Origin of the sequence: Qipengyuania sp. HL-TH1 (assembly GCF_036365825.1) — a bacterium.
In the GTDB taxonomy this organism is placed as follows: Bacteria; Pseudomonadota; Alphaproteobacteria; order Sphingomonadales; family Sphingomonadaceae; genus Qipengyuania; species Qipengyuania profunda.
The window spans coordinates 124,762-143,101 of record NZ_CP142675.1 but is presented as its reverse complement, the minus strand read 5'-3'; the positions used below and the strand labels follow the sequence as shown (position 1 = coordinate 143,101).

Sequence of the window (18,340 nt, the reverse complement as noted above, 5' to 3'; positions counted from 1 at the left end):
TAGCCCGTCCACCCCGGCGCAGCATGCAAATGCCCGTGAAAAGCGGCCCGCGCTACGATAACATGATCAATGTGCCGAAAGTCCGTGTGATCGACCACGAAGGCGAAAACATCGGCGTTATGTTCACCCGCGAAGCGGTCGAGCAGGCCAATGAACTTGGTCTCAACCTCGTCGAAGTGTCCCCCAATGCGGACCCGCCGGTGTGCAAGTTCCTCGATGTCGGCAAGCACCGCTACGAGGCGCAGAAGAAAGCCAACCTCGCCCGCAAGACGCAGAAGACCCAGGAAATCAAAGAGGTCAAGATGCGCCCGAACATCGACACCCACGATTACGAGGTGAAGATGCGCAATGTCGTCAAGTTCCTCGAGAACGGCGACAAGGTGAAGTGCACGCTGCGGTTTCGCGGCCGCGAAATGGCGCACCAGCAGCTCGGCATGGATCTTCTCAACCGCGTCCGCGACGATGTCGAGGAAATCGCCAAGGTCGAAGCCTTCCCGCGCCTCGAAGGGCGCCAGATGATCATGGTGCTCGCGCCCAAGTAAGGCGCGCATCACACTGCATTGCGAAAGGGCGGCGCTTCGGGGCCGCCCTTTTCGTATCGGGCATCCATGCGCCTGGCGCGTTGCCCCGCCCGCGCGCCGCTGTTAGCAGTTCGCGCCAAGGGGGGATCGCAGCACATGGCGGCCAGACATATCGGATTGCTGGTGGGCGCTGCGGCGCTGCTGGCCAGCATTTTCCTGCCCACACCCGCGGGCATGCAGCGCGAGGCATTCATCGTCGCCGGGCTGGTGGTGCTGATGGCCGCCTGGTGGATGACCGAGGCGCTGCCGCTGACCGCGACCGCGCTGATGCCGTTCATCGTGCTGCCCTTTGCCGGGGTGATGAGCGCCAAGGAAACCGCCAGCGCCTATTATTCCGACATCCTGTTCCTGCTGCTGGGCGGCGGCTTCATCGCGCTGGCGATCGAACGCACCGGCCTGCACCGGCGGCTTGCGCTGGGGATCCTCAGCCTGCTTGGCGGGCGCGGCGGACAGGCCGGCCTGCTGCTGGCCTTCATGATCGCCGCCGCGATCCTGTCGATGCTGATTTCGAACACTTCCACCACCCTCATCATGATGCCCATGGCGATGGCCGTCCTCGCGGGTGGCGGGGTGCTGGCCGGGGACGGCGACGGGCTGGCGGGCGCCTTGCCCATGGGGATCGCGTTTGCGGCCAGCATCGGCGGGCTCGGCACGCTGGTCGGATCGCCGACCAATGCGATTTCGGTGGGGCTGCTGGACACGATGATCGGCACGCAGATCAGCTTTGCCGAATGGTCGTTCTACGGCTTTCCCATCGTGTTGCTCGGCGTTCCGCTCGCGGCTTTCCTCGTCGCGCGGGTCCAGCGCGTCTCGGCGCATCCCTTCGATGTCGCTGCGGCGCGCGCAGCGGTGGCCAATGAACAGCCGATGGGGTCCGCCGAACGGCGGCTGATGATCGTCGTCGCGCTGACCTTTGCCGCGTGGATGACGCGGCTGGTACTGGGACCCTACCTGCCGGAAGGGTCGTGGACCGATGGCACCATCGCCATTATCGCCAGTCTGGCGCTGTTCCTGTTGCCCGATGGCACCGGGCGGCCGCTGCTGGTGTGGGAAGAGGCCAACCGCGCGCCGTGGGGCGTCATCATGATGTTCGGCGGCGGGCTGGCGCTGGCAGCCGGTATGAGCGCGAGCGGGCTGGCCGACTGGCTGGGCTATGCGCTGCTTCCGCTCGAGGCCTTTCCGCTCGTATTCGTCGCGCTTGCCGTGGTCGCCATGGTGGTGCTGATCACCGAGTTTGCCAGCAATGTCGCCACCGCCACCGGGATCATCCCGGTAATCGCCACGCTGGTGGTGGCGCTGGGCGTCGATCCGATCCTGCTCGCAATGCCCGCCGCGCTTGCGGCGAGCTGGGGGTTCATGCTGCCCGCCGGCACCGGCCCCAATGCCATCGCCTGGTCGACCGGGCACATCCGCATCGACCGCATGGTCAAGGCCGGGCTGCTGCTCGACATCGCCGGCATATTCATGATCGTCGGCGTGGTGTGGGGCATGGCGGCGCTGATCTAGCGCGATGACGCGCGGCGCGGGCCTGCGAGATTTCCTGCCTTGGCCCCTGCGCGCTAGAGCCCGCCGCATGCCCGGTGCATCGCATTTCCGCCCCTATTGCCATGACTTATTGGCGGACCGCGCGTTTTTGCATCGGGACCGTGTTCCATGCGTTCCATCCTGTGGGGATCGTCGCAGTTGAAACCAACTTCGGTCCACCATATGGAATGCCCAATAGTGGCGGCCGGTGGAGAAGCGTTCCTGCGGAGGTTAGGAACGGGCGCCCCGGCCCATCCGACTTGGCTCCCGCCTTCCTGGGAGCGTTGATCAGGAAGGAGGTTCGCCGATGAGCGACCACGATATCGACCCGACCTCGCCGCGTATGGCGCCCAAGCCCGAAGTCACCAAGATCGACGGGCGCGAACTCAAGCCCAGCACGCTGATGATGGGTTATGGCTATGACCCCGTCTTGTCCGAAGGCAGCCTCAAGCCGCCGATCTTCCTCACCTCGACCTTTGCCTTCCCCAGTGCCGCCGACGGCAAGCGCCATTTCGAAGGCATTACGGGCAAGCGCCCGGGCGGCGCGGACGGCCTCGTCTATTCGCGCTTCAACGCCCCCAACCAGGAAATCCTCGAAGATCGGCTGTCGGTGTGGGACGGCGCCGAAGACGCGCTCAGCTTCTCCAGCGGGATGACCGCGATCTGCGTGCTGATGCTCGCCTATGCCAGCCAGAACGACGTGATCGTCCATTCGGGCCCGCTCTACGCCGCCTCCGAGGGCTTCGTCGCCAAGGTGCTCGCCAAGTTCGGCGTCACCTATGTCGACTTCCCCGCCGGTGCCACGCGCGAAGAGATCGACGCCGTGATCGAGAAGGCGCAGGCGCAGGCCGACGAGCAGGGCGGCAAGGTCTGCATGGTCTATCTCGAAAGCCCGGGTAACCCGACCAATGCGCTGGTCGACATCGAAGCGGTCCGCGCGTCGGTCGATGCGGCGCAGCTCGACTGCCCTATCGCGATCGACAACACCTTCCTCGGCCCGCTGTGGCAGCGCCCGCTCGACCAGGGCGCCGACATCGTCGTCTATTCGTTGACCAAATATGTCGGCGGCCATTCGGACCTCGTCGCGGGCAGCATCGCAGGGGCGAAGAAATGGATGGATCCGGTGCGTATGCTGCGCAACACCATGGGCGGCATCTGCGATCCGAACACCGCGTGGATGCTGATGCGCAGCCTCGAGACGGTCGAACTGCGGATGAACCGCGCGGGCGAGAACGCCGCCAAGGTCTGCGATTTCCTCGCCCGGCACCCCAAGGTCGAAGGGCTCGGCTATCTCGGCATGATCAAGGATGCGCGCCAGCAGGACATTTATGATCGTCACTGCAAGGGCGCAGGCAGCACCTTCTCGCTACTGCTCAAGGGCGGCGAGGCCGAATGCTTCCGCTTCCTCGACAGCCTCAAGATCGCCAAGCTGGCGGTCAGCCTCGGCGGGACCGAGACGCTCGCCAGCCACCCTGCTTCGATGACGCATCTCTCGGTTGCCGAAGGCCGGCGCGCCGAGCTGGGCATCTCGGACAACCTCGTGCGCATCAGCATCGGCATCGAAGACGCCGACGATCTGATCGCCGACTTCACGCAGGCACTGGAGGCGGTCTGACCCGGATCGGCTTCCTCGCCTGTCCCGAAACGCTCCCCGGCGATGAACCTCGCCGGGGGGACGCGTTCGAGCACGATCTCGAGGTCGCCGCGCTGCGGCCCGCATTCGAGGCGGCGGGACTGGAGCTGGTCGTGATCGACTGGCGCGCGCCGCTCGATGCATTCGACGGCCTTGCGATGATCCTGCTAGGCACCGCGTGGGATTATCAGGACTATCCCGAGCCGTTCCTCGCCCGGCTCCAGGCGCTTGTCGCGAAAGGCATCGCAGTCTCCAATCCGCCCGAGGTGGTCCGCTGGAATGCGGACAAGCGCTATCTGCGCGAACTGGCCGGGCGCGGGGCACCAACCGTGCCGACGCTCTGGCTCGACAATGCGGGCCCGACCGACGTGCGCACGGCGATGGAGGATTTCGGTACCGATCGGGTCGTGGTCAAACGCCAGGTCGGCGCGGGCGGGCTGGGTCAGCACAGCTTTGCCAGCGATACGCTGCCCGGCCCCGGCTGGACGATGGGCCGCCCCTGCATGATCCAGCCCTTCCTGCCGAGCGTGGTCGCGGAAGGCGAGTACACCTTCGTTTTCATCGACGGCGCTTTCAGCCACGGTGTGCTCAAGCGCGCGGGCGCGGACGACTATCGCATCCAGTCGCTCTATGGCGGTTACGAGCGCGATTATGCACCCGAGCCGCAGGACCTCGCGAAGGCCGAGGCCATCTTGGCCGCGCTGCCGTTCGACGAACTGCTCTACGCGCGCATCGACATGGTGCGGCTGCCAGCAGGCGAACTGGCGGTGATGGAAGCGGAACTGATCGAGCCTTATCTCTACCCCGAGCAGGGACCGGACTTGGGCCGCAGGCTGGCAGCGGCTATCGTCGCCCGGCTGTAGGGAGGCGAGCATGACGGAGAGGGTATTCCTGGTAATCGGCGCGGGCGCGGGGATCGGCGGCCATGCGGCCGCGCGCTTCTCCCGCGGGGGCTACCACGCGGTGCTGGCGCGGCGTTCCGACGACGCGGGGCTGGCCAGGCTGGTCCACGCGATCGAGGAAGACGGCGGCAAGGCCACGGGCACGCTGCTCGACGCGGCGGCGGATGGATCGATCGAGGAACTGGTCGACCGCGTCGAGCGCGACATCGGGCCGATCCACACCGTGCTCTACAACCTCGGCGCGCAGATCGGGAACCGCACGCTCGGCGACACCCCGCATCGGACCTTCGAACTGGGCTGGCGGCTGGGCTGCTTCGGCCTGTTCCGGCTGGCACATGCGGTGACCCCGCTGATGGTCGCGCGCGGGAGCGGCACCATCCTCGTCACTTCGGCCACCGCCGCCGTACGCGGCAATGCCGGACAGCACAGCCACGCCGCAGCGATGGGCGGACGCCGGATGCTGTGCCAGACGCTCAATGCCGAATTCGCCCCGCAGGGTGTGCATATCGCGCATGTGGTGGTCGATGGATCGGTCGATGCGCCCGATACGCTGGGCAAGCTGCTCGGCGAGAGGTTCGAGGCCTACAAGGCGGCGAAAGGCGAAGACGGGGTGATCGATCCGGGCGCGCTTGCCGAAACCTATTGGCACCTCGCGCACCAGCCGCGCAATTGCTGGACCCACGAAGTGGATGTCCGACCGTTTACTGATGCCCCGTGGTGGAACGACAATCCAATTCCGGCGATCGATACCAAATCGAAATAGCCGCCTTGGCGGCTAGCCCTTCCACTCGCGGCGTTCTTCGGCCGCCTTGAGCACTTCATAGGCCAGCTGCAGCTTCTGGAATTCGGCCGCGGCTTCCTTGTCGCCCGGTTTGACGTCGGGATGGACGGTCTTCGCCTTGTCGCGCCAGGCCTTCTTGATCGCGACGAATTCGGCGTCCGATTCAAGTTCGAGCACGTCGAGCGCGCGCATTTCGTCGGCGCTGCGCGATCCGTCGCCGCTCCCGCTCCAGCCATAATGCTGGGCTTCGGCATAGCCCGCATTCTCGCTGCGTTCGGCAGTGGTGCGGGCTTCCTTCTCGGCCTTGTCGAGGCCTTCGAAATAGTCCCACTTCTGATTGTATTCGGCCGCGTGCTTCTGACAGAACATCCAGCGTTCGGGACTGTTCGGGGCCTTGGGCGCGGGGCATGCCCCCGGCTCTTCGCAGCCGTGCCGATCGCACAGGCGCACGGTCGTCGCCTCACGCGACGAGCCATAGCCCCGCCAGCGCGGGAAGCCCCAGTCGTTGGAGCGGCGCGGCTTAGCCATGCGCCGGGACAATCATTTTTCGGGTAAGCATGGCGTCAATCTAGGAGGATAGGCGAAAGGTGCAAGCGCTCAGGAACCAGTTTCAAATTGAAATGTTGCAGTGCAAGCAATGCTTAATATTTTCGCCCTAGGAAGCCGACCGATGAAACCGACCATGAGCAAACAGCTGTGCCTGTCCGCAACCGCCGCGATCCTCGCGATGGCGGTCTTCGTGCTGATCGCAGGACGGGGCGGGCTCCATGCGGACACTGCCGACCAGATGGCCGCCCAGGCGCCGCTGGTGAGCCTTACCGCCACGCAATAGGCATCGCCCGCACATTGCAGGCTTGAAAGGGCTCCCGGGATCCGGGAGCCCTTTCCATTTGATCAGCTGATGGTGATCGTCGCCGCGCGGCGGTTTTGCGCCCACGCCGATTCGTTCGAACCCAGCGCAACCGGGCGTTCCTTGCCATAGCTCACCGTACGGATACGGTTTGCCGGGATGCCGATCGAGACGAGGTAGTTCTTCGCCGCATTGGCCCGGCGTTCACCCAGCGCGAGGTTGTAGTCGCGCGTGCCGCGCTCGTCGCAGTGACCTTCGATGGTGAAGGTCACCTGCGCATACTGGCTGAAATACTGCGCCTGGCGCTGCAGCTTGGTCTGGTCTTCGGCGTCGATATTGAAGCGGTCGGTATCGAAATAGACGACCGTATTTTCCTGTCCGACGGCATTGACGAAATGCTGCTGCGAACCGACCGACGGACCGCTCGGCGCGGGGGCCGGTGCAGGCGTTTCGGTCGGCGGCGGCGGCAGTTCCTCAGGCGCCTTCTTCTGGCAGGCTGCAAGCGCGATGGTCGATGCAAGCATCAGGCCGGTAGCAACACGGGTATTCATAGGCTGTCCCCTTTTAAACAGCGTGGTGAAATCGGTTTTGCCCCCCGAATTCGGTCCCTGTTGTAGTTCAATGCAGTTACGGCAGGATCGGTCCCCAGGCCGGGTCCGACGCATCGACCGGGGTAGGCAGGCGGCGCAGATTGTCGCCGGTCAGATCGACCTGCCACAGCGATGTCTTACCGCTGTTTCGCTCGGTGCGGAAGAACTGGATGATGCGGCCATTGGGGGCCCACGTCGGGGCCTCGTCCTGCCAGCCATTGGTCAGCGAGCGCAGGTTGCGGCCATTGGGGCTCATCACCGAGACATTGAAATTGCCCGCGATGTGCGTGAAGGCAATCTGGTCGCCGCGCGGGCTCCATTCGGGCGTTGCCGCGCGTCCGCCGAAGAAGGACAGGCGGCGCTGTCCGGTGCCATCGGCATTCATGATGTAGATTTGCTGGCTGCCCGACCGGTCGCTTTCGAACACGATCTGGCTGCCGTCGGGCGAATAGGACCCGCCGATGTCGATCCCCGGCGTATCGGTCAGCCGCTGGCTTTCCCCGCCCCGCGCGGCAACGCGGTAGATGTCGGTATTGCCGCCGACCGCCATCGAATAGAGGATCCAGCGTCCGTCGGGGCTCCAACGCGGCGCAAAGGTGGGATTGCTGCTTTGCGTCACCAGCGTCTGGCGACCGGTACCGATGTCATAGACATAAATCCGCGGATTGCCGTCGACATAGCTGAGATAGACCAGCTGCTTGTAGTCGGGCGAATAGCGCGGTGTCAGCGCGGTCGAGCGGCCGGTGGTGATGAAGCGGTGGTTCGCCCCGTCGCTATCCATGATCGCGAGCCGCTTGGTGCGGTTATCCTTGGGGCCGGTTTCGGCGATATAAGCGATGCGGCTGTCGAAGAACGGGCTTTCGCCGGTCAGGCGCGCATAGATCAGGTCGGCGCATTTATGCGCGGCGCGGCGCCAGTCGGCCGGCGGGACCACCCAGCCTTCGCGGACCAGTTCCTGCTGCAGCGCCATGTCGTAGAGATAGCAGCCGACCGTCAGCCGATCGTCGCTGCGCCCGCGGACATAGCCATGGACCAGCATTTCGGCGCCGCGGTTGGACCATGTCGACCAGTTGGGGGCAGTAATTTCGCCAAAGCTCGGCTGCGGCAACGCGTCGGGGCCGGTCGGCTTGAACAGGCCGTTATTGCGCAAATCGGCGGTGATGACGCGCGCCAACTCCTTGCCCAGTGCCGCAGTGCCCGATGAACTCGCCGGTGTCGCGACGTCGCGATCGGTGGCGAAGCCGGGGATCGCGATCCCGAGATCGTCGAGATTGCCATCGAAGCTGACCGTTCCCGAAAGGCCTTCGCCCTCTTCGATGGTCTCGACCTCGCCGCCTTCGAGAACCGGCTGGCCGAGGTCCTGGTTCTGCGCTGCGAGCGGCGCTGCGATCAGGAGCGATAGGACGAACAGGGCTGATTGCTTCATCGGGACAGGTTCCAGTCGAAATCAACGGTTACGGTCTTCCACGCCTCGTAATATTCGGGCGGGAGGTCGAAAGGGGCGGCGAGTTGAACCGCCCTGATAGCATTTTCCGCATGGCGCGGCGCCTGCGCGCGATTGGCTTCGGTTTCGCCGCGCTGGCCGACCAGGCTTGGCGCCCCGGCCAGTGTCCCGTCCGGATTGAGCCGGAAGCGGATCCTCGACACCAGCTTCTCGCGATCCGCGCCGTCTACCGGGCGCCAATGCGGACGCAATTGACGGGCGACGGCCTGGAACAGCGATGCTTTGGCACTGGCACCGATTTGCGATGCGGGAACGCGCGTTTCATCGGTCGTCGTGCTGCTTCCCGAACCTTCGAGGAAATTGTCGCTTAGCCGCGAACCGCCACTACGCTGGCTGCTTTGCGGCTGGCTCTGGCTGCGCTGTGGCTGCGCTTCGCTACGCTGCGCCGGGCTCTGCGTGCGCGGCGGATCGGGGCGCCGCCGCAGACTGGTATCGGCACGGACATTGGGCGAGGGAACGGGCGATTGCACCTTCGGCGGTGTCGGGCGCGTGACCTGCGGCGGGACCGGCAGTTCTTGTGCAGGCGCAGGCGCTGGATTGATGTCGAGCGTCGGCGCGGTCGAAGCGCGGCTTTCGGTGACCGGATCGGGTGCGGTGGCTTCCATCCCGACGTCCTCGGCGAGGCTCACCGTCATCCGCTGCGGCGGGTCGATCACGGGGGCGGGGAACAGGCCCTGCACGATCAGCATCGCAAACAGCGCGAGGTGCAGCACAACCGCGACCGCCAGTCCGGTCCGTTCCTCTGCGCTGATGCCTGTCCTCTCCATGGCTCGCCGCTACGATTCGTCCGATGAACGGGTGTTGACCGCCGGGGCGGCGCTGTTGGTGATCAGCGAGATACGATTGAGCCCGGCGCGGTTCAATTCGCCCATCACCGCCATGACCCGGCCATAATCGAGCGCACGGTCAGCACGCAGCGTGATATCAGGCCCGTCCCTGCCCATGCGCGGCAGGCTTTCGAGCGCCTGCGGCAGGCCGCCGAGCGGAACCTCTGTGTCATCGATATAGACATACCCCGCCTGGTCGATGCTGATCGTGACCTGCTGCTGCTCGTTGGACAATTGCGCAGCGCGGCTGTCGGGCAGGTCGATCGGCACACCCGCGGTCAGCAGCGGCGCGGTGACCATGAAGATGATCAGCAGCACCAGCATGACATCGACGAAGGGCGTGACGTTGATCTCGGACATCGGCTGGCGACGCCCGCCGCGCCCGCGCCGGGGCCCCCGCGCAGAGGCCAGACCCATAGCCATCAGCGCGTTTCCAGCTGGCGGCTGAAAGTCGCATTCAGCTTGTCGGCAAACCGCTGGAGGCGCGCCTCGTAGCGATCGACGCGGTGGCTGAAGCGGTTGTAGGCGATCACGGCGGGGATCGCCGCGAAAAGGCCGATCGCGGTGGCGAACAGCGCTTCGGAAATCCCGGGCGCGACCACGGCGAGCGAGGAGCTTTCCTGCGCACCGATCTGGAAGAAGCTGTTCATGATCCCCCAGACGGTACCGAACAGCCCCACAAAGGGCGCAACCGACCCGACAGTGGCAAGAAAGTTCAGCCGTTCGGCAATGTCATCGGCTTCCAGTGCGATCTGGCTGTCCATGGCAGTCGCAATGCGTCCGCGCAGGGCTTCGGGATCGCGGACCGGATTCTTGGTCGAACGGCGGTATTCCGCCACCGCCGCCTGCGCGACGCGGGCGGCGGGAATGTCCTTGTGGCCGCGCTCGGAAGTCAGCCGGTCGAAGCTGTCGGCTTCCCAGAACTCGCCTTCATAAGCGATCGTCCGGCTGCGCAGCTTGCGCATCCGCAGGCTGAAACTGACGATGATCATCCACACCCAGATGCTGGCCAGCAGCAAGCCCACCATGACCAGCTGGACGACGATATCGGCGTCGAGGAACAGGCGGATCGGATCGAGCCGGGTCGGTGCCACGGCGGCGAGGAGAGTAAGCGAGCTCATGGGTTCCCTTGATCGGCAAAACGCGCGAAAGCCGCGCGCCATTCCTCCGGCTGGCGCCTGGGCCGGCCTTCGGGTGAAACGAAGCCGACGCGCAATTGTGCCTCGGCCAGAAGTTCGCGCTCTTGACCCGTCAACCTGAACGCAAGCTGGTGCATCCGGCACGATGCCGCGCGCAGTTCGGTGCAGCGGGTTTCGATCAGCACATCGTCGTCGAGCTTGGCGGGGCGAAGGTATTTCAGATTGACCTCCGACACCGCATAGGCACCCACTCCTGCCTCGATCGCCGAACGCTGGTCGATCTCGAGCTGGCGCAGCAGATCGCTGCGCGCGCGTTCGAACCAGCGCAGGTAATTGGCGTGATAGGTGATCCCCGAAAGATCGGTGTCTTCGTAATAGACACGCACGGCATAGAAGTGCCGGTCGCCGTCGAGCGTGCCATCGGGGAAGGTGGGCAAGGTCATATGCAAGCGCGCCCCTTAGACGAGCCGCCATTCCCGCGGCAATGCAGAACGACGAAACGACATATTCGAGCGACCAGCCGGAAGCGGGTCACTCGCCGCGCAGATCGGACAGCTTGCGCTCCCATTGCAGCGCATGGGTGATGATCTGCGCCAGATCGGCATGTTTGGGCTGCCACGGCAGCGTTTCGCGGATGCGCGAGGGGTCCGAGACAAGCTCTGCCGGATCGCCCGCGCGGCGCGCTTCCAGCCGCCGTTCGATCGTCTGGTTGGTCACGCGGTCCACCGCGTCGAGCACCTCGAGCACCGAGAACCCGCGCCCGTAGCCACAATTCATCGTGAGCGAGCGCTCGGGCTGTTCGATCAGCGCCTCGAGCGCCAGCAGATGCGCGGCCGCAAGATCGCTGACATGGATATAGTCGCGCACGCCGGTACCGTCGGGGGTGTCGTAATCGGTCCCGAATACCGCCACCGCGTCGCGCTTGCCGGTTGCGGCCTCGCAGGCGACCTTGATCAGATGCGTCGCGCCGGCGGTAGACTGGCCGGTGCGCGCCTGCGGGTCGGCCCCCGCGACGTTGAAATAGCGCAAGGCGCAGAAGTTGAAGCCATAGGCCGCGCTCGAATCGGCCAGCATCTGTTCGGTCATCAGCTTAGACCAGCCATAGGGGTTGATCGGCTGCCGCGGACTGTCTTCGGAAACCGGCGAGCTGGCGGGCGTGCCATAGGTCGCCGCGGTCGAGCTGAAGATGAAATGCTGCACCCCGCCCTCGACCGCCGCCTCAATCAGCGCCCGGCTCTTCACCGTATTGTTGTCGTAATAGGAGAGCGGGTCCTCGACCGATTCGGGCACGATGATCGAACCGGCGAAATGCATGATCGCCTCGATCCCCTGCTCGGCGAAGATCTGCTCGAGCAGGATGGTATCGGATATGTCGCCTTCGTAGAGCGGCACGTCTTCGGGCACCGCGAAGGCGAAGCCGGTCGACAGATTGTCGATCACGGCCACCGGCCAGCCTGCGTCGCGCAGCGCAAGGACCGCATGGCTACCGATATAGCCCGCCCCGCCGGTTACCAGCACGGGCACTTTCGTCGTCTCGCTCATGGCCTGCGGACGTAGCATACCAAATGGTAACGGCAACTTTCTAGATCTGTGGCCGAACGCCCGGTGCGGATTTGCATCGTCATGCGTTGCAGGGACAGGCATTCAGGCCGCTACGACGTTAGAAGGATCGCCAGAGATGAACCGCTTCCCCCTCGCCCTGGGCATCGCCGCCACCCTGACACTCGCGGGCTGCACCACGCCGGTCGGCCCGGTCGAGGTGACCCGCTTCGTTGCGCCTGAGCTGGCGGCGCAATTGGGCCAGGGCAGCATCTTCGTCGAAACCGCGCCGGGCACGGGCGGCGACAGCCTCGCGCTGGCCCCCTACAAGGCTGCAGTCGCCGAGGAATTGCGCCGGCTGGGCTATAGCGAAACCGACCGCAGCGGCGCACGCCAGATCGCGCAGGTATCGCTGTCGCAATACGTTATCGGCAGCGGCGGAAAGCGCAGCCCGGTCAGCGTAGGCGTCGGCGGATCGACCGGCAGCTATGGCTCGGGCGTCGGCGTGGGGATCGGGATCAATCTGGGCGGCGGGGCGAAGGATCGCCTCGGCACCGAGCTTGCCGTAACCATCCGCGACGAAGCCACCGGGCAGAGCATCTGGGAAGGCCGCGCCGATTTCCAGCCGCCCGAGAATTCACCCCTTGCGCGGGGCCAGGCGAACGCCCAGACGGTCGCCTCAGCGCTGTTCCGGGAGTTCCCCGGCAACAATGGCGAAACGATAGAAGTAGAGGTTACCGAGTGAACGATATCCGGATCGATTCTGCCTTCGACAGTGGCAATATCGAGGTCCTTTCGGTGGATGGCGCCAGCGCGAAGCTGGCGATCCCGAAGGACACCCATAGCGATTTCAAACAGTGGTTCCATTTCCGGGTCGCAGGCGCTGCGGGACGCGAGCTGGTACTGATGATCACCGGCCTCGAACAGAGCGCCTACCCCGGCGGCTGGCCCGATTACGACGCCTGCGTATCCGAAGATCGCGACTATTGGGGCCGCGCTGTCTCGTCCTATGACAAGGATGCCGACGGCGGTACGCTGACGATCCGCTATACGCCCGCCAGCGATATCGCCTGGTTCGCCTATTTTGCGCCCTATTCGATGGAGCGCCATCACGATCTCATCGCCGAAGCCGCGTCGTCCGAAGGCGTCGACCATGTCCATCTGGGCACGACGCTCGACGGGCAGCCGCTCGATTGCCTCGAAATGGGCGAAGGCCGCTTCAACGTGTGGCTCTATGCGCGCCAGCATCCGGGCGAAACGCAGGCCGAATGGTGGATGGAAGGCGCGCTTGAAGTGCTGACCGATCCCGCCGACAGCGTGGGCCGCGAATTGCGCAAGCGGTGCCGCCTGAATCTGGTGCCCAATTGCAATCCCGACGGCTCGAAGCGCGGCAATCTGCGCGTCAACGCAGCGGGCACCAACCTCAACCGCGAATGGGAAAACCCGACCGCGGAAAAATCACCCGAAGTCCTCGCGATCCGCAACCACATGGACAAGACCGGCGTCGATTTCGCCATGGACGTCCACGGCGACGAGGCGATCCCCGTCAGCTTCCTGGCCGGTTTCGAAGGCATCCCCAGCTGGACCGACGAACAGGGCGAACGCTACTATCGCTACGAAGCGATCCTCGACCGCCGCACCCCCGATTTCCAGACCGAGCTGGGCTATACCAAGTCGGCACCGGGCCGGGCCAATCTGTCGATGAGCACCAACCAGGTCGCCGAACGCTTCGGCGCGACCGCGATGACGCTGGAAATGCCCTATAAGGACAACAAGGCCAATCCCGAGCCCGAGCAGGGCTGGAGCCCGGAACGCTGCAAGATGCTCGCACGCGACTGCCTCGCGTCACTGCTCGAACTGATCGAAACGCAGGACAGCTAAGCGCAGGCTTCAGTCGTCGAGGATCTTGCGCGAGACTTCGTCCATCGTGCCGGTGACCAGCAGCGGCTGGCCGCCGACGATGCCGACGGTGGTCTGGCCGTTTTCGGCCGCACGCAGCCATGCGATGTTGGACGCAACTACGAGGTAGTTTCCGCCACGCGAATCAAGGGCAACGAATTTCATAGTGGGGGGTGTCTCCTGACTCTCCCCCGATAGCCCGAAACCACCTGGGAAGCGATCACGATCGCGTGGCTTCAGGCAACAGCCGGTTCGAGCATCCGCAGCGTCCGCGAAGCGGCGTCCAGTTCAACGGGGACATTGACCGGCAGGCACAGCTGGTTGCGGACATGGCCGGTGTTGAAGCCTGCGATCACCGGCTTGCCCAGATCGCCCAGATGCCAGTCGAGCACATCGTCGAGCGTAAACCCCGCATAGTCGGGATCGCGCACCGTGCAGCGGGTGCATTGGCCGAAGACCACGCCCGCCGCGCGTTCGAATATCCCCGCCAGCCGCAATTGCTGAAGCATGCGGTCGACGCGGTAAGGCTCTTCATTGATGTCCTCGAGAAACAGGATCGCGCCATCGAGGTCGGGAAGCCAGCCGGTGCCCATCAGAGTCGAGAGGATCGTCAGATTCCCGCCCAGCAGCCGCCCTCTCGTAGTGCCGGGTACGAGAGTTCGTGCGGGCCGGCCGGTCGCCTCCTCGATCCTCCCGCCACCGAGCATGGGCACTCCCCCGGCAAAGGCGATGCGCCACAGGCTGTCCCAGCTTTCCCCCTCCCACCGGCTCGCGGCATTGGGGGCATGCAGCGTCGCGAAACCGGCGCGCGCGGCGATGGCGAGATGCAGCGCGCTGGTATCGCTGTAACCGATCAGCAGCTTGGGATTGGCGCGGATCGTGTCCCAATCGAGCAGCGGGAGGATGCGTGCCCCGCCCCAGCCCCCGCGCACCGCGAAGATCGCGCGGACGTCGGGCGCGGCGAACATGGCCGCGATATCCGCCGCCCGGTCCGCATCACTGCCGGCAAGATAGCCCTCTTGGTCCGCGACATGCGCACCAAGCTTGGGGACCAGCCCCATGCCGCGGATCCAGTGGATCGCGCGGTCGAGTTCGTCGGGCAGCGTCACGGCGCTCGCGGGGGCGACGAGGCCCACCGTATCGCCCTGCCGCAACCGCGGCGGTTTGCGAGGAGGCGCTGCCGCCAGTCGGCCCGGCGTCACCGCTGCACCCGCCAGCCCGCCAAGCAGGCCCAGCGCGGTACGCCGCGCGATCATCCGAGGCTCGCGGGTCCGAAAGCGTCGGGCAAAAGGTCGGACAGGCGCACCTTGCGGACGCTGTCCGGCCCCACGCAGAGCACTTCGGGATCGGTCCCGCCAAGCTGCGCGAGCTCGTTGAGCACCTGCCTGCAGCGTCCGCAGGGAGTGATGGGATCGGCCCCCGGCCCGGTCACCGCCACCGCTTCGAGCCCGCCGCGCACGCCATCGGCCATGGCCTTCGAAACCGCGACCGCCTCGGCGCACAGCGCGAGGCCATAGCTCGCATTCTCGATATTGGTTCCGGTCACCACGCTGCCGTCGGCAAAGCGCAGGGCGGCGCCCACTGCGAAGTTCGAATAGGGCGAGTAGGAATGGCGCGAGGCCGCGCGGGCGGCGGCGATCAGCTCTTCGTCGGTCATCACACTATCCTCAGGGCCGGACCACGACCCAGCGTAACGGCTCCTGCGCCGCTTCGGTCTGGTACCAGCGATTGGCGGTCCACATCAGCCAGGGGCGTGTGGCATATTCGGGTTCGAACCAGCTACGGGTCAGCCACAATTGCCGGTCGAAGCGGCGCGACGGGGCATAGGCCGCCTCGAAATCCTCGACCGGGGCCAGGATGGCGGGTTTGCCCGCATGCGCCTCGATCTGGTTGACCAGCGTCGTCAGTTCGCTCTGCACCGCGGCGTCCGATACCCGCGTCGGGCAATCGTCCGCGGTGGTTTCAAGCAGGATCGCGGGCGGCAGCAGCTCGGCATCGCGCGGGACCATGGTGACGAAATTGCCCGATTGTCCATCGGCCACGGCGCAGGGATCGAAGCGATGCGCCGCGCCGACCTGCAGACCGGCATTGCGCGCACGGGCGAAGTTGGGCCCGAAACCGGCATCCTTGCGCGCGGCCCCGTCGCTGGCCTCGAGATAGACGAATTGGGCGCCGAGCCCGGCCAGCGTGTCGAAATCGACCGCGCCATCGCCCGCACTCACCAGCGCGCCCTGGTCGGGCCAAAGCTCCTCGTCCGGCCGCCAGTCGCGTCCTTCGTGCCAGGCATAGGCCGCCCCGATCAGGGCGATGAGCACCAGGAACATGGCGGTCTTGCCCGCGCGCGACAGCACCGGGGGCAGGCGAACCGTGCGCCGTTTGCGTCCGCGTTTGGCCATGCGCTCTCCCTCAGCCCTTGATATGCAGCACGCAGATCAGCGTGAACAGGCGGCGGGCGGTGGCGAAATCGGTTTCGATCTTCCCCTCGAGCCGCTCCATGAGCAATTCGGCGGCCTGATTGTGGACGCCGCGGCGGGCCATGTCGATGGTCTCGATCTCCGACGGGGTGGCCTTGCGGATGGCCTGGTAATAGCTGTCGCAGATCGCGAAATATTCGCGGATCGGGCGGCGGAAACGTGCCAGGCCGAGCAGCAATTCCTCGAGCAATTGCTGCTGTTCGTCGGCGATTTCCATCAGCAATCGCCCGTCGCGCACGGCGAGCTTGAGACGATAGGGTCCATCGGCGCCGCGTTCGGCCGCGCGCAGCGGCTTGAAGGTATTTTCCTCGATCAGGTCGAAGATCGCGATCCGCCGTTCCTGCTCGATATCGGCATTGCGCCAGATGATCGTCTCCTCGTCGAGCTCGATATGCGCGATGCGATGGTCGCCCGGGGAGGTTGCGGAATCGGTCATGGCTGGGCGCTGCTTTCGCAGAGATAGGCAGGGTGCGGCAAGGGCTTGGCGATGTGTCCCCACTATCCACAGCCCGCACGAAAAATTTAGCTGCCCAAATTCCTTGTCATCCATGCACGGCGAAGCGCATCAGGGCGCGATGCCCGATACCGACCTTCTTGTCCCCGCCGACGATTCGACTTCCACGAAACCGGCGAAGGGCCCCGTGCTGCCCGCCAACCTCGAAGCCGAAGCCGCGTTCCTCGGCGCGGTGCTGATCGACAACAAGGTGATCGAGGAACTGACCACGCCGCTGATGGCGGAGCATTTCCACGAGCCGGTGCACCAGCGCATCTACGAGCGCGTCCTGCGGCTGCTCGATCGCAATTCGGTCGCCACGCCGGTCACGCTGCGGCCCTATTTCGAAGCCGACGAAGCGCTCAAGCAATTGGGCGGGGTGACCTATCTCGCGCAGCTGACCGCCGACGGGCAGGGGCTGCTCCACCCGCGCCAGCTGGCCGAACAGATCTACGACCTTGCGCTGCTGCGCGAACTGGTCAGCGTGGGGCGCAATCTCGTCGAAGGCGCGCTCGACACCTCTGATGAGGTCGAGCCGCTGCGCAAGATCGAGCAGGCCGAAGCCGATCTCTACCGCGTGGCCGAGGGTGCCAGTTCGGGCAATGAAGCGCAGACCTTCCGCAAGGCTGCCTTCGGCGCGCTGGAAGTCGTCCAGGCGGCGATGAATTCGGGCGGGCGCTTTTCGGGCAAGACCACCGGTCTCGACACGATCAACGACAAGACCAGCGGCTTGCACAATTCGGACCTCGTGATCCTCGCCGGCCGCCCGGCTATGGGCAAGACCTCGCTCGCGACCAATATCGCCTTCAACGCCGCGCGCCGGCTGATGGACGATCAGAAAGCGGGGATCGAGCCCGACAAGTCGCCCGGTGCCGGTGTCGCGTTCTTCAGCCTCGAAATGAGCGCCGACCAGCTGGCTACGCGTATCCTCGCGGAACAGGCCGAGATTTCGAGCGAGAAGCTGCGTTCGGGCAAGCTCAGCCGCGAGGAATTCCAGCGCCTCAGCTTTGCAAGCCAGGAACTGACCGATCTGCCGCTGTATATCGACGACACCCCCGCACTGACCATCGGCGCGCTGCGCACCCGCGCGCGGCGGCTCAAGCGGCGGCACAATATCGGGCTCGTCATCGTCGACTATCTGCAATTGCTGCAGGGTTCGGGGCGCGCCAGCGACAACCGCGTGAACGAGATTTCGGAGATCAGCCGGGGCCTCAAGACGCTGGCCAAGGAACTGCATGTCCCGGTGGTCGCACTGTCGCAGCTCAGCCGTCAGGTCGAACAGCGCGAGGACAAGCGCCCGCAGCTGTCCGATTTGCGCGAATCGGGCTCGATCGAGCAGGACGCCGACATGGTGTGGTTCATCTTCCGCGCCGAATATTACCACAATGCGCTCAAGCCCGACACGCCCGACGAAACCTCGTCGGAAGAAGTGCGGATGAAATATGCCGAATGGGAAGCGCGCCATCTCGAACTGGTCAACAAGGCCACGCTGATCGTTTCCAAGCAGCGTCACGGCTCCACCGGCAACGTCCCGCTGCTGTTCCACAGCGAGTTCACCAAGTTCAGCAGTCCCGACGTGCGCCATTACGACGATTACGAATAGG

22 protein-coding genes are annotated in these 18,340 nt (G+C 65.3%); 9 read left to right on the top strand and 13 right to left on the bottom strand.

The genetic code is table 11. The features are described from left to right. The first annotated feature begins 23 nt into the window (after window positions 1–23). The 5 genes from infC (at window position 24) to VWN43_RS01350 (ending at window position 5,403) form a co-directional block, all read left to right on the top strand. The gene (gene infC, locus VWN43_RS01370; RefSeq protein WP_082835772.1) at window positions 24–542 is read left to right on the top strand and encodes a translation initiation factor IF-3; all 519 of its coding nucleotides are present in this window, start codon (window positions 24–26) and stop codon (window positions 540–542) included. 135 nt (window positions 543–677) lie between these two features. Continuing rightward, on the top strand, window positions 678–2,087 hold the full coding sequence (locus VWN43_RS01365) for an SLC13 family permease (protein WP_320180969.1): 1,410 nt from the start codon (window positions 678–680) through the stop codon (window positions 2,085–2,087). Between the two features lie 325 nt (window positions 2,088–2,412). Next, window positions 2,413–3,720 (top strand): cystathionine gamma-synthase family protein, encoded by a 1,308-nt coding sequence (locus VWN43_RS01360; protein WP_320180970.1) that lies wholly within the window; start codon window positions 2,413–2,415, stop codon window positions 3,718–3,720. Window positions 3,721–3,851: 131 nt separating this feature from the next. Further along, a complete protein-coding gene (locus tag VWN43_RS01355; protein ID WP_320180971.1) occupies window positions 3,852–4,601 on the top strand; it encodes an ATP-grasp domain-containing protein in 750 nt (249 codons plus the stop codon). 10 nt (window positions 4,602–4,611) lie between these two features. Then, the gene (locus tag VWN43_RS01350) at window positions 4,612–5,403 is read left to right on the top strand and encodes an SDR family NAD(P)-dependent oxidoreductase (protein WP_320180972.1); all 792 of its coding nucleotides are present in this window, start codon (window positions 4,612–4,614) and stop codon (window positions 5,401–5,403) included. 12 nt (window positions 5,404–5,415) lie between these two features. On the opposite strand, the gene VWN43_RS01345 is transcribed toward VWN43_RS01350, so the two are convergent. Beyond that, on the bottom strand, window positions 5,416–5,949 hold the full coding sequence (locus tag VWN43_RS01345; protein ID WP_253519891.1) for a J domain-containing protein: 534 nt from the start codon (window positions 5,947–5,949) through the stop codon (window positions 5,416–5,418). Window positions 5,950–6,091: 142 nt separating this feature from the next. Between VWN43_RS01345 and VWN43_RS01340 the strand changes: the two genes are divergently transcribed. Next, window positions 6,092–6,253 (top strand): hypothetical protein, encoded by a 162-nt coding sequence (locus VWN43_RS01340; RefSeq protein WP_320180973.1) that lies wholly within the window; start codon window positions 6,092–6,094, stop codon window positions 6,251–6,253. 62 nt (window positions 6,254–6,315) lie between these two features. Here VWN43_RS01340 and pal read toward each other — a convergent pair whose 3' ends face one another. The 7 genes from pal to galE all read right to left on the bottom strand — a co-directional run bounded on the left by pal (window position 6,316) and on the right by galE (window position 11,873). After that, window positions 6,316–6,822, bottom strand: coding sequence for a peptidoglycan-associated lipoprotein Pal (gene pal, locus VWN43_RS01335; RefSeq protein WP_253519897.1), 507 nt, complete (start codon window positions 6,820–6,822; stop codon window positions 6,316–6,318). Window positions 6,823–6,898: 76 nt separating this feature from the next. Continuing rightward, window positions 6,899–8,287, bottom strand: a complete 1,389-nt coding sequence (gene tolB / locus VWN43_RS01330) for a Tol-Pal system beta propeller repeat protein TolB (RefSeq protein ID WP_320180974.1) — start codon at window positions 8,285–8,287, stop codon at window positions 6,899–6,901. Beyond that, a complete protein-coding gene (locus VWN43_RS01325) occupies window positions 8,284–9,132 on the bottom strand; it encodes an energy transducer TonB (RefSeq protein ID WP_320180975.1) in 849 nt (282 codons plus the stop codon). Before VWN43_RS01325 ends, tolB begins: the two co-directional genes overlap by 4 nt. Before the next feature lie 9 nt (window positions 9,133–9,141). Then, on the bottom strand, window positions 9,142–9,615 hold the full coding sequence (locus tag VWN43_RS01320) for an ExbD/TolR family protein (RefSeq protein WP_320180976.1): 474 nt from the start codon (window positions 9,613–9,615) through the stop codon (window positions 9,142–9,144). Further along, window positions 9,615–10,313: a protein TolQ gene (gene tolQ / locus VWN43_RS01315; RefSeq protein WP_320180977.1), complete on the bottom strand. Its 699-nt coding sequence runs from the start codon at window positions 10,311–10,313 to the stop codon at window positions 9,615–9,617. Before tolQ ends, VWN43_RS01320 begins: the two co-directional genes overlap by 1 nt. Next, window positions 10,310–10,774: a YbgC/FadM family acyl-CoA thioesterase gene (locus tag VWN43_RS01310; RefSeq protein ID WP_320180978.1), complete on the bottom strand. Its 465-nt coding sequence runs from the start codon at window positions 10,772–10,774 to the stop codon at window positions 10,310–10,312. The genes tolQ and VWN43_RS01310 overlap by 4 nt, the downstream gene beginning before the upstream one ends. An 88-nt stretch (window positions 10,775–10,862) precedes the next feature. Next, window positions 10,863–11,873: a UDP-glucose 4-epimerase GalE gene (gene galE / locus VWN43_RS01305; RefSeq protein WP_320180979.1), complete on the bottom strand. Its 1,011-nt coding sequence runs from the start codon at window positions 11,871–11,873 to the stop codon at window positions 10,863–10,865. A 136-nt stretch (window positions 11,874–12,009) separates the two neighbouring features. Between galE and VWN43_RS01300 the strand changes: the two genes are divergently transcribed. After that, window positions 12,010–12,615, top strand: a complete 606-nt coding sequence (locus VWN43_RS01300) for a DUF4136 domain-containing protein (protein ID WP_320180980.1) — start codon at window positions 12,010–12,012, stop codon at window positions 12,613–12,615. Further along, complete coding sequence (locus VWN43_RS01295) at window positions 12,612–13,751, top strand: M14 family metallopeptidase (protein ID WP_320180981.1); 1,140 nt, start codon at window positions 12,612–12,614, stop codon at window positions 13,749–13,751. Before VWN43_RS01300 ends, VWN43_RS01295 begins: the two co-directional genes overlap by 4 nt. A 9-nt stretch (window positions 13,752–13,760) precedes the next feature. Here VWN43_RS01295 and VWN43_RS01290 read toward each other — a convergent pair whose 3' ends face one another. The 5 genes from VWN43_RS01290 to VWN43_RS01270 form a co-directional block, all read right to left on the bottom strand. After that, window positions 13,761–13,934, bottom strand: a complete 174-nt coding sequence (locus VWN43_RS01290) for a hypothetical protein (protein WP_253519927.1) — start codon at window positions 13,932–13,934, stop codon at window positions 13,761–13,763. Window positions 13,935–14,005: 71 nt separating this feature from the next. After that, the gene (locus VWN43_RS01285) at window positions 14,006–15,025 is read right to left on the bottom strand and encodes a S66 peptidase family protein (protein ID WP_320180982.1); all 1,020 of its coding nucleotides are present in this window, start codon (window positions 15,023–15,025) and stop codon (window positions 14,006–14,008) included. Then, window positions 15,022–15,426: a cytidine deaminase gene (locus VWN43_RS01280; RefSeq protein WP_320180983.1), complete on the bottom strand. Its 405-nt coding sequence runs from the start codon at window positions 15,424–15,426 to the stop codon at window positions 15,022–15,024. Before VWN43_RS01280 ends, VWN43_RS01285 begins: the two co-directional genes overlap by 4 nt. 10 nt (window positions 15,427–15,436) lie before the next feature. Then, window positions 15,437–16,165 carry a glycoside hydrolase family 25 protein gene (locus VWN43_RS01275; protein ID WP_320180984.1) on the bottom strand — a complete coding sequence of 243 codons (729 nt, stop codon included), beginning with the start codon at window positions 16,163–16,165 and terminating at the stop codon, window positions 15,437–15,439. 10 nt (window positions 16,166–16,175) lie between these two features. Beyond that, a complete protein-coding gene (locus tag VWN43_RS01270; protein WP_320180985.1) occupies window positions 16,176–16,679 on the bottom strand; it encodes a UPF0262 family protein in 504 nt (167 codons plus the stop codon). Between the two features lie 139 nt (window positions 16,680–16,818). Between VWN43_RS01270 and VWN43_RS01265 the strand changes: the two genes are divergently transcribed. Further along, the gene (locus VWN43_RS01265; RefSeq protein ID WP_253519943.1) at window positions 16,819–18,339 is read left to right on the top strand and encodes a replicative DNA helicase; all 1,521 of its coding nucleotides are present in this window, start codon (window positions 16,819–16,821) and stop codon (window positions 18,337–18,339) included. Window position 18,340 lies beyond the last annotated feature (1 nt).

Coding starts and splice junctions, on each gene's coding strand:
- VWN43_RS01300 (WP_320180980.1), top strand. CDS start 12,010: ATGAACCGCTTCCCCCTCGCCCTGGGCATCGCCGCCACCCTGACACTC.
- tolQ (WP_320180977.1), bottom strand. CDS start 10,313: ATGAGCTCGCTTACTCTCCTCGCCGCCGTGGCACCGACCCGGCTCGAT.
- VWN43_RS01360 (WP_320180970.1), top strand. CDS start 2,413: ATGAGCGACCACGATATCGACCCGACCTCGCCGCGTATGGCGCCCAAG.
- infC (WP_082835772.1), top strand. CDS start 24: ATGCAAATGCCCGTGAAAAGCGGCCCGCGCTACGATAACATGATCAAT.
- VWN43_RS01365 (WP_320180969.1), top strand. CDS start 678: ATGGCGGCCAGACATATCGGATTGCTGGTGGGCGCTGCGGCGCTGCTG.
- pal (WP_253519897.1), bottom strand. CDS start 6,822: ATGAATACCCGTGTTGCTACCGGCCTGATGCTTGCATCGACCATCGCG.
- VWN43_RS01310 (WP_320180978.1), bottom strand. CDS start 10,774: ATGACCTTGCCCACCTTCCCCGATGGCACGCTCGACGGCGACCGGCAC.
- VWN43_RS01320 (WP_320180976.1), bottom strand. CDS start 9,615: ATGGCTATGGGTCTGGCCTCTGCGCGGGGGCCCCGGCGCGGGCGCGGC.
- galE (WP_320180979.1), bottom strand. CDS start 11,873: ATGAGCGAGACGACGAAAGTGCCCGTGCTGGTAACCGGCGGGGCGGGC.
- VWN43_RS01345 (WP_253519891.1), bottom strand. CDS start 5,949: ATGGCTAAGCCGCGCCGCTCCAACGACTGGGGCTTCCCGCGCTGGCGG.
- VWN43_RS01285 (WP_320180982.1), bottom strand. CDS start 15,025: ATGATCGCGCGGCGTACCGCGCTGGGCCTGCTTGGCGGGCTGGCGGGT.
- VWN43_RS01275 (WP_320180984.1), bottom strand. CDS start 16,165: ATGGCCAAACGCGGACGCAAACGGCGCACGGTTCGCCTGCCCCCGGTG.
- VWN43_RS01340 (WP_320180973.1), top strand. CDS start 6,092: ATGAAACCGACCATGAGCAAACAGCTGTGCCTGTCCGCAACCGCCGCG.
- VWN43_RS01265 (WP_253519943.1), top strand. CDS start 16,819: ATGCCCGATACCGACCTTCTTGTCCCCGCCGACGATTCGACTTCCACG.
- VWN43_RS01350 (WP_320180972.1), top strand. CDS start 4,612: ATGACGGAGAGGGTATTCCTGGTAATCGGCGCGGGCGCGGGGATCGGC.
- VWN43_RS01325 (WP_320180975.1), bottom strand. CDS start 9,132: ATGGAGAGGACAGGCATCAGCGCAGAGGAACGGACCGGACTGGCGGTC.
- VWN43_RS01290 (WP_253519927.1), bottom strand. CDS start 13,934: ATGAAATTCGTTGCCCTTGATTCGCGTGGCGGAAACTACCTCGTAGTT.
- VWN43_RS01280 (WP_320180983.1), bottom strand. CDS start 15,426: ATGACCGACGAAGAGCTGATCGCCGCCGCCCGCGCGGCCTCGCGCCAT.
- VWN43_RS01270 (WP_320180985.1), bottom strand. CDS start 16,679: ATGACCGATTCCGCAACCTCCCCGGGCGACCATCGCATCGCGCATATC.
- tolB (WP_320180974.1), bottom strand. CDS start 8,287: ATGAAGCAATCAGCCCTGTTCGTCCTATCGCTCCTGATCGCAGCGCCG.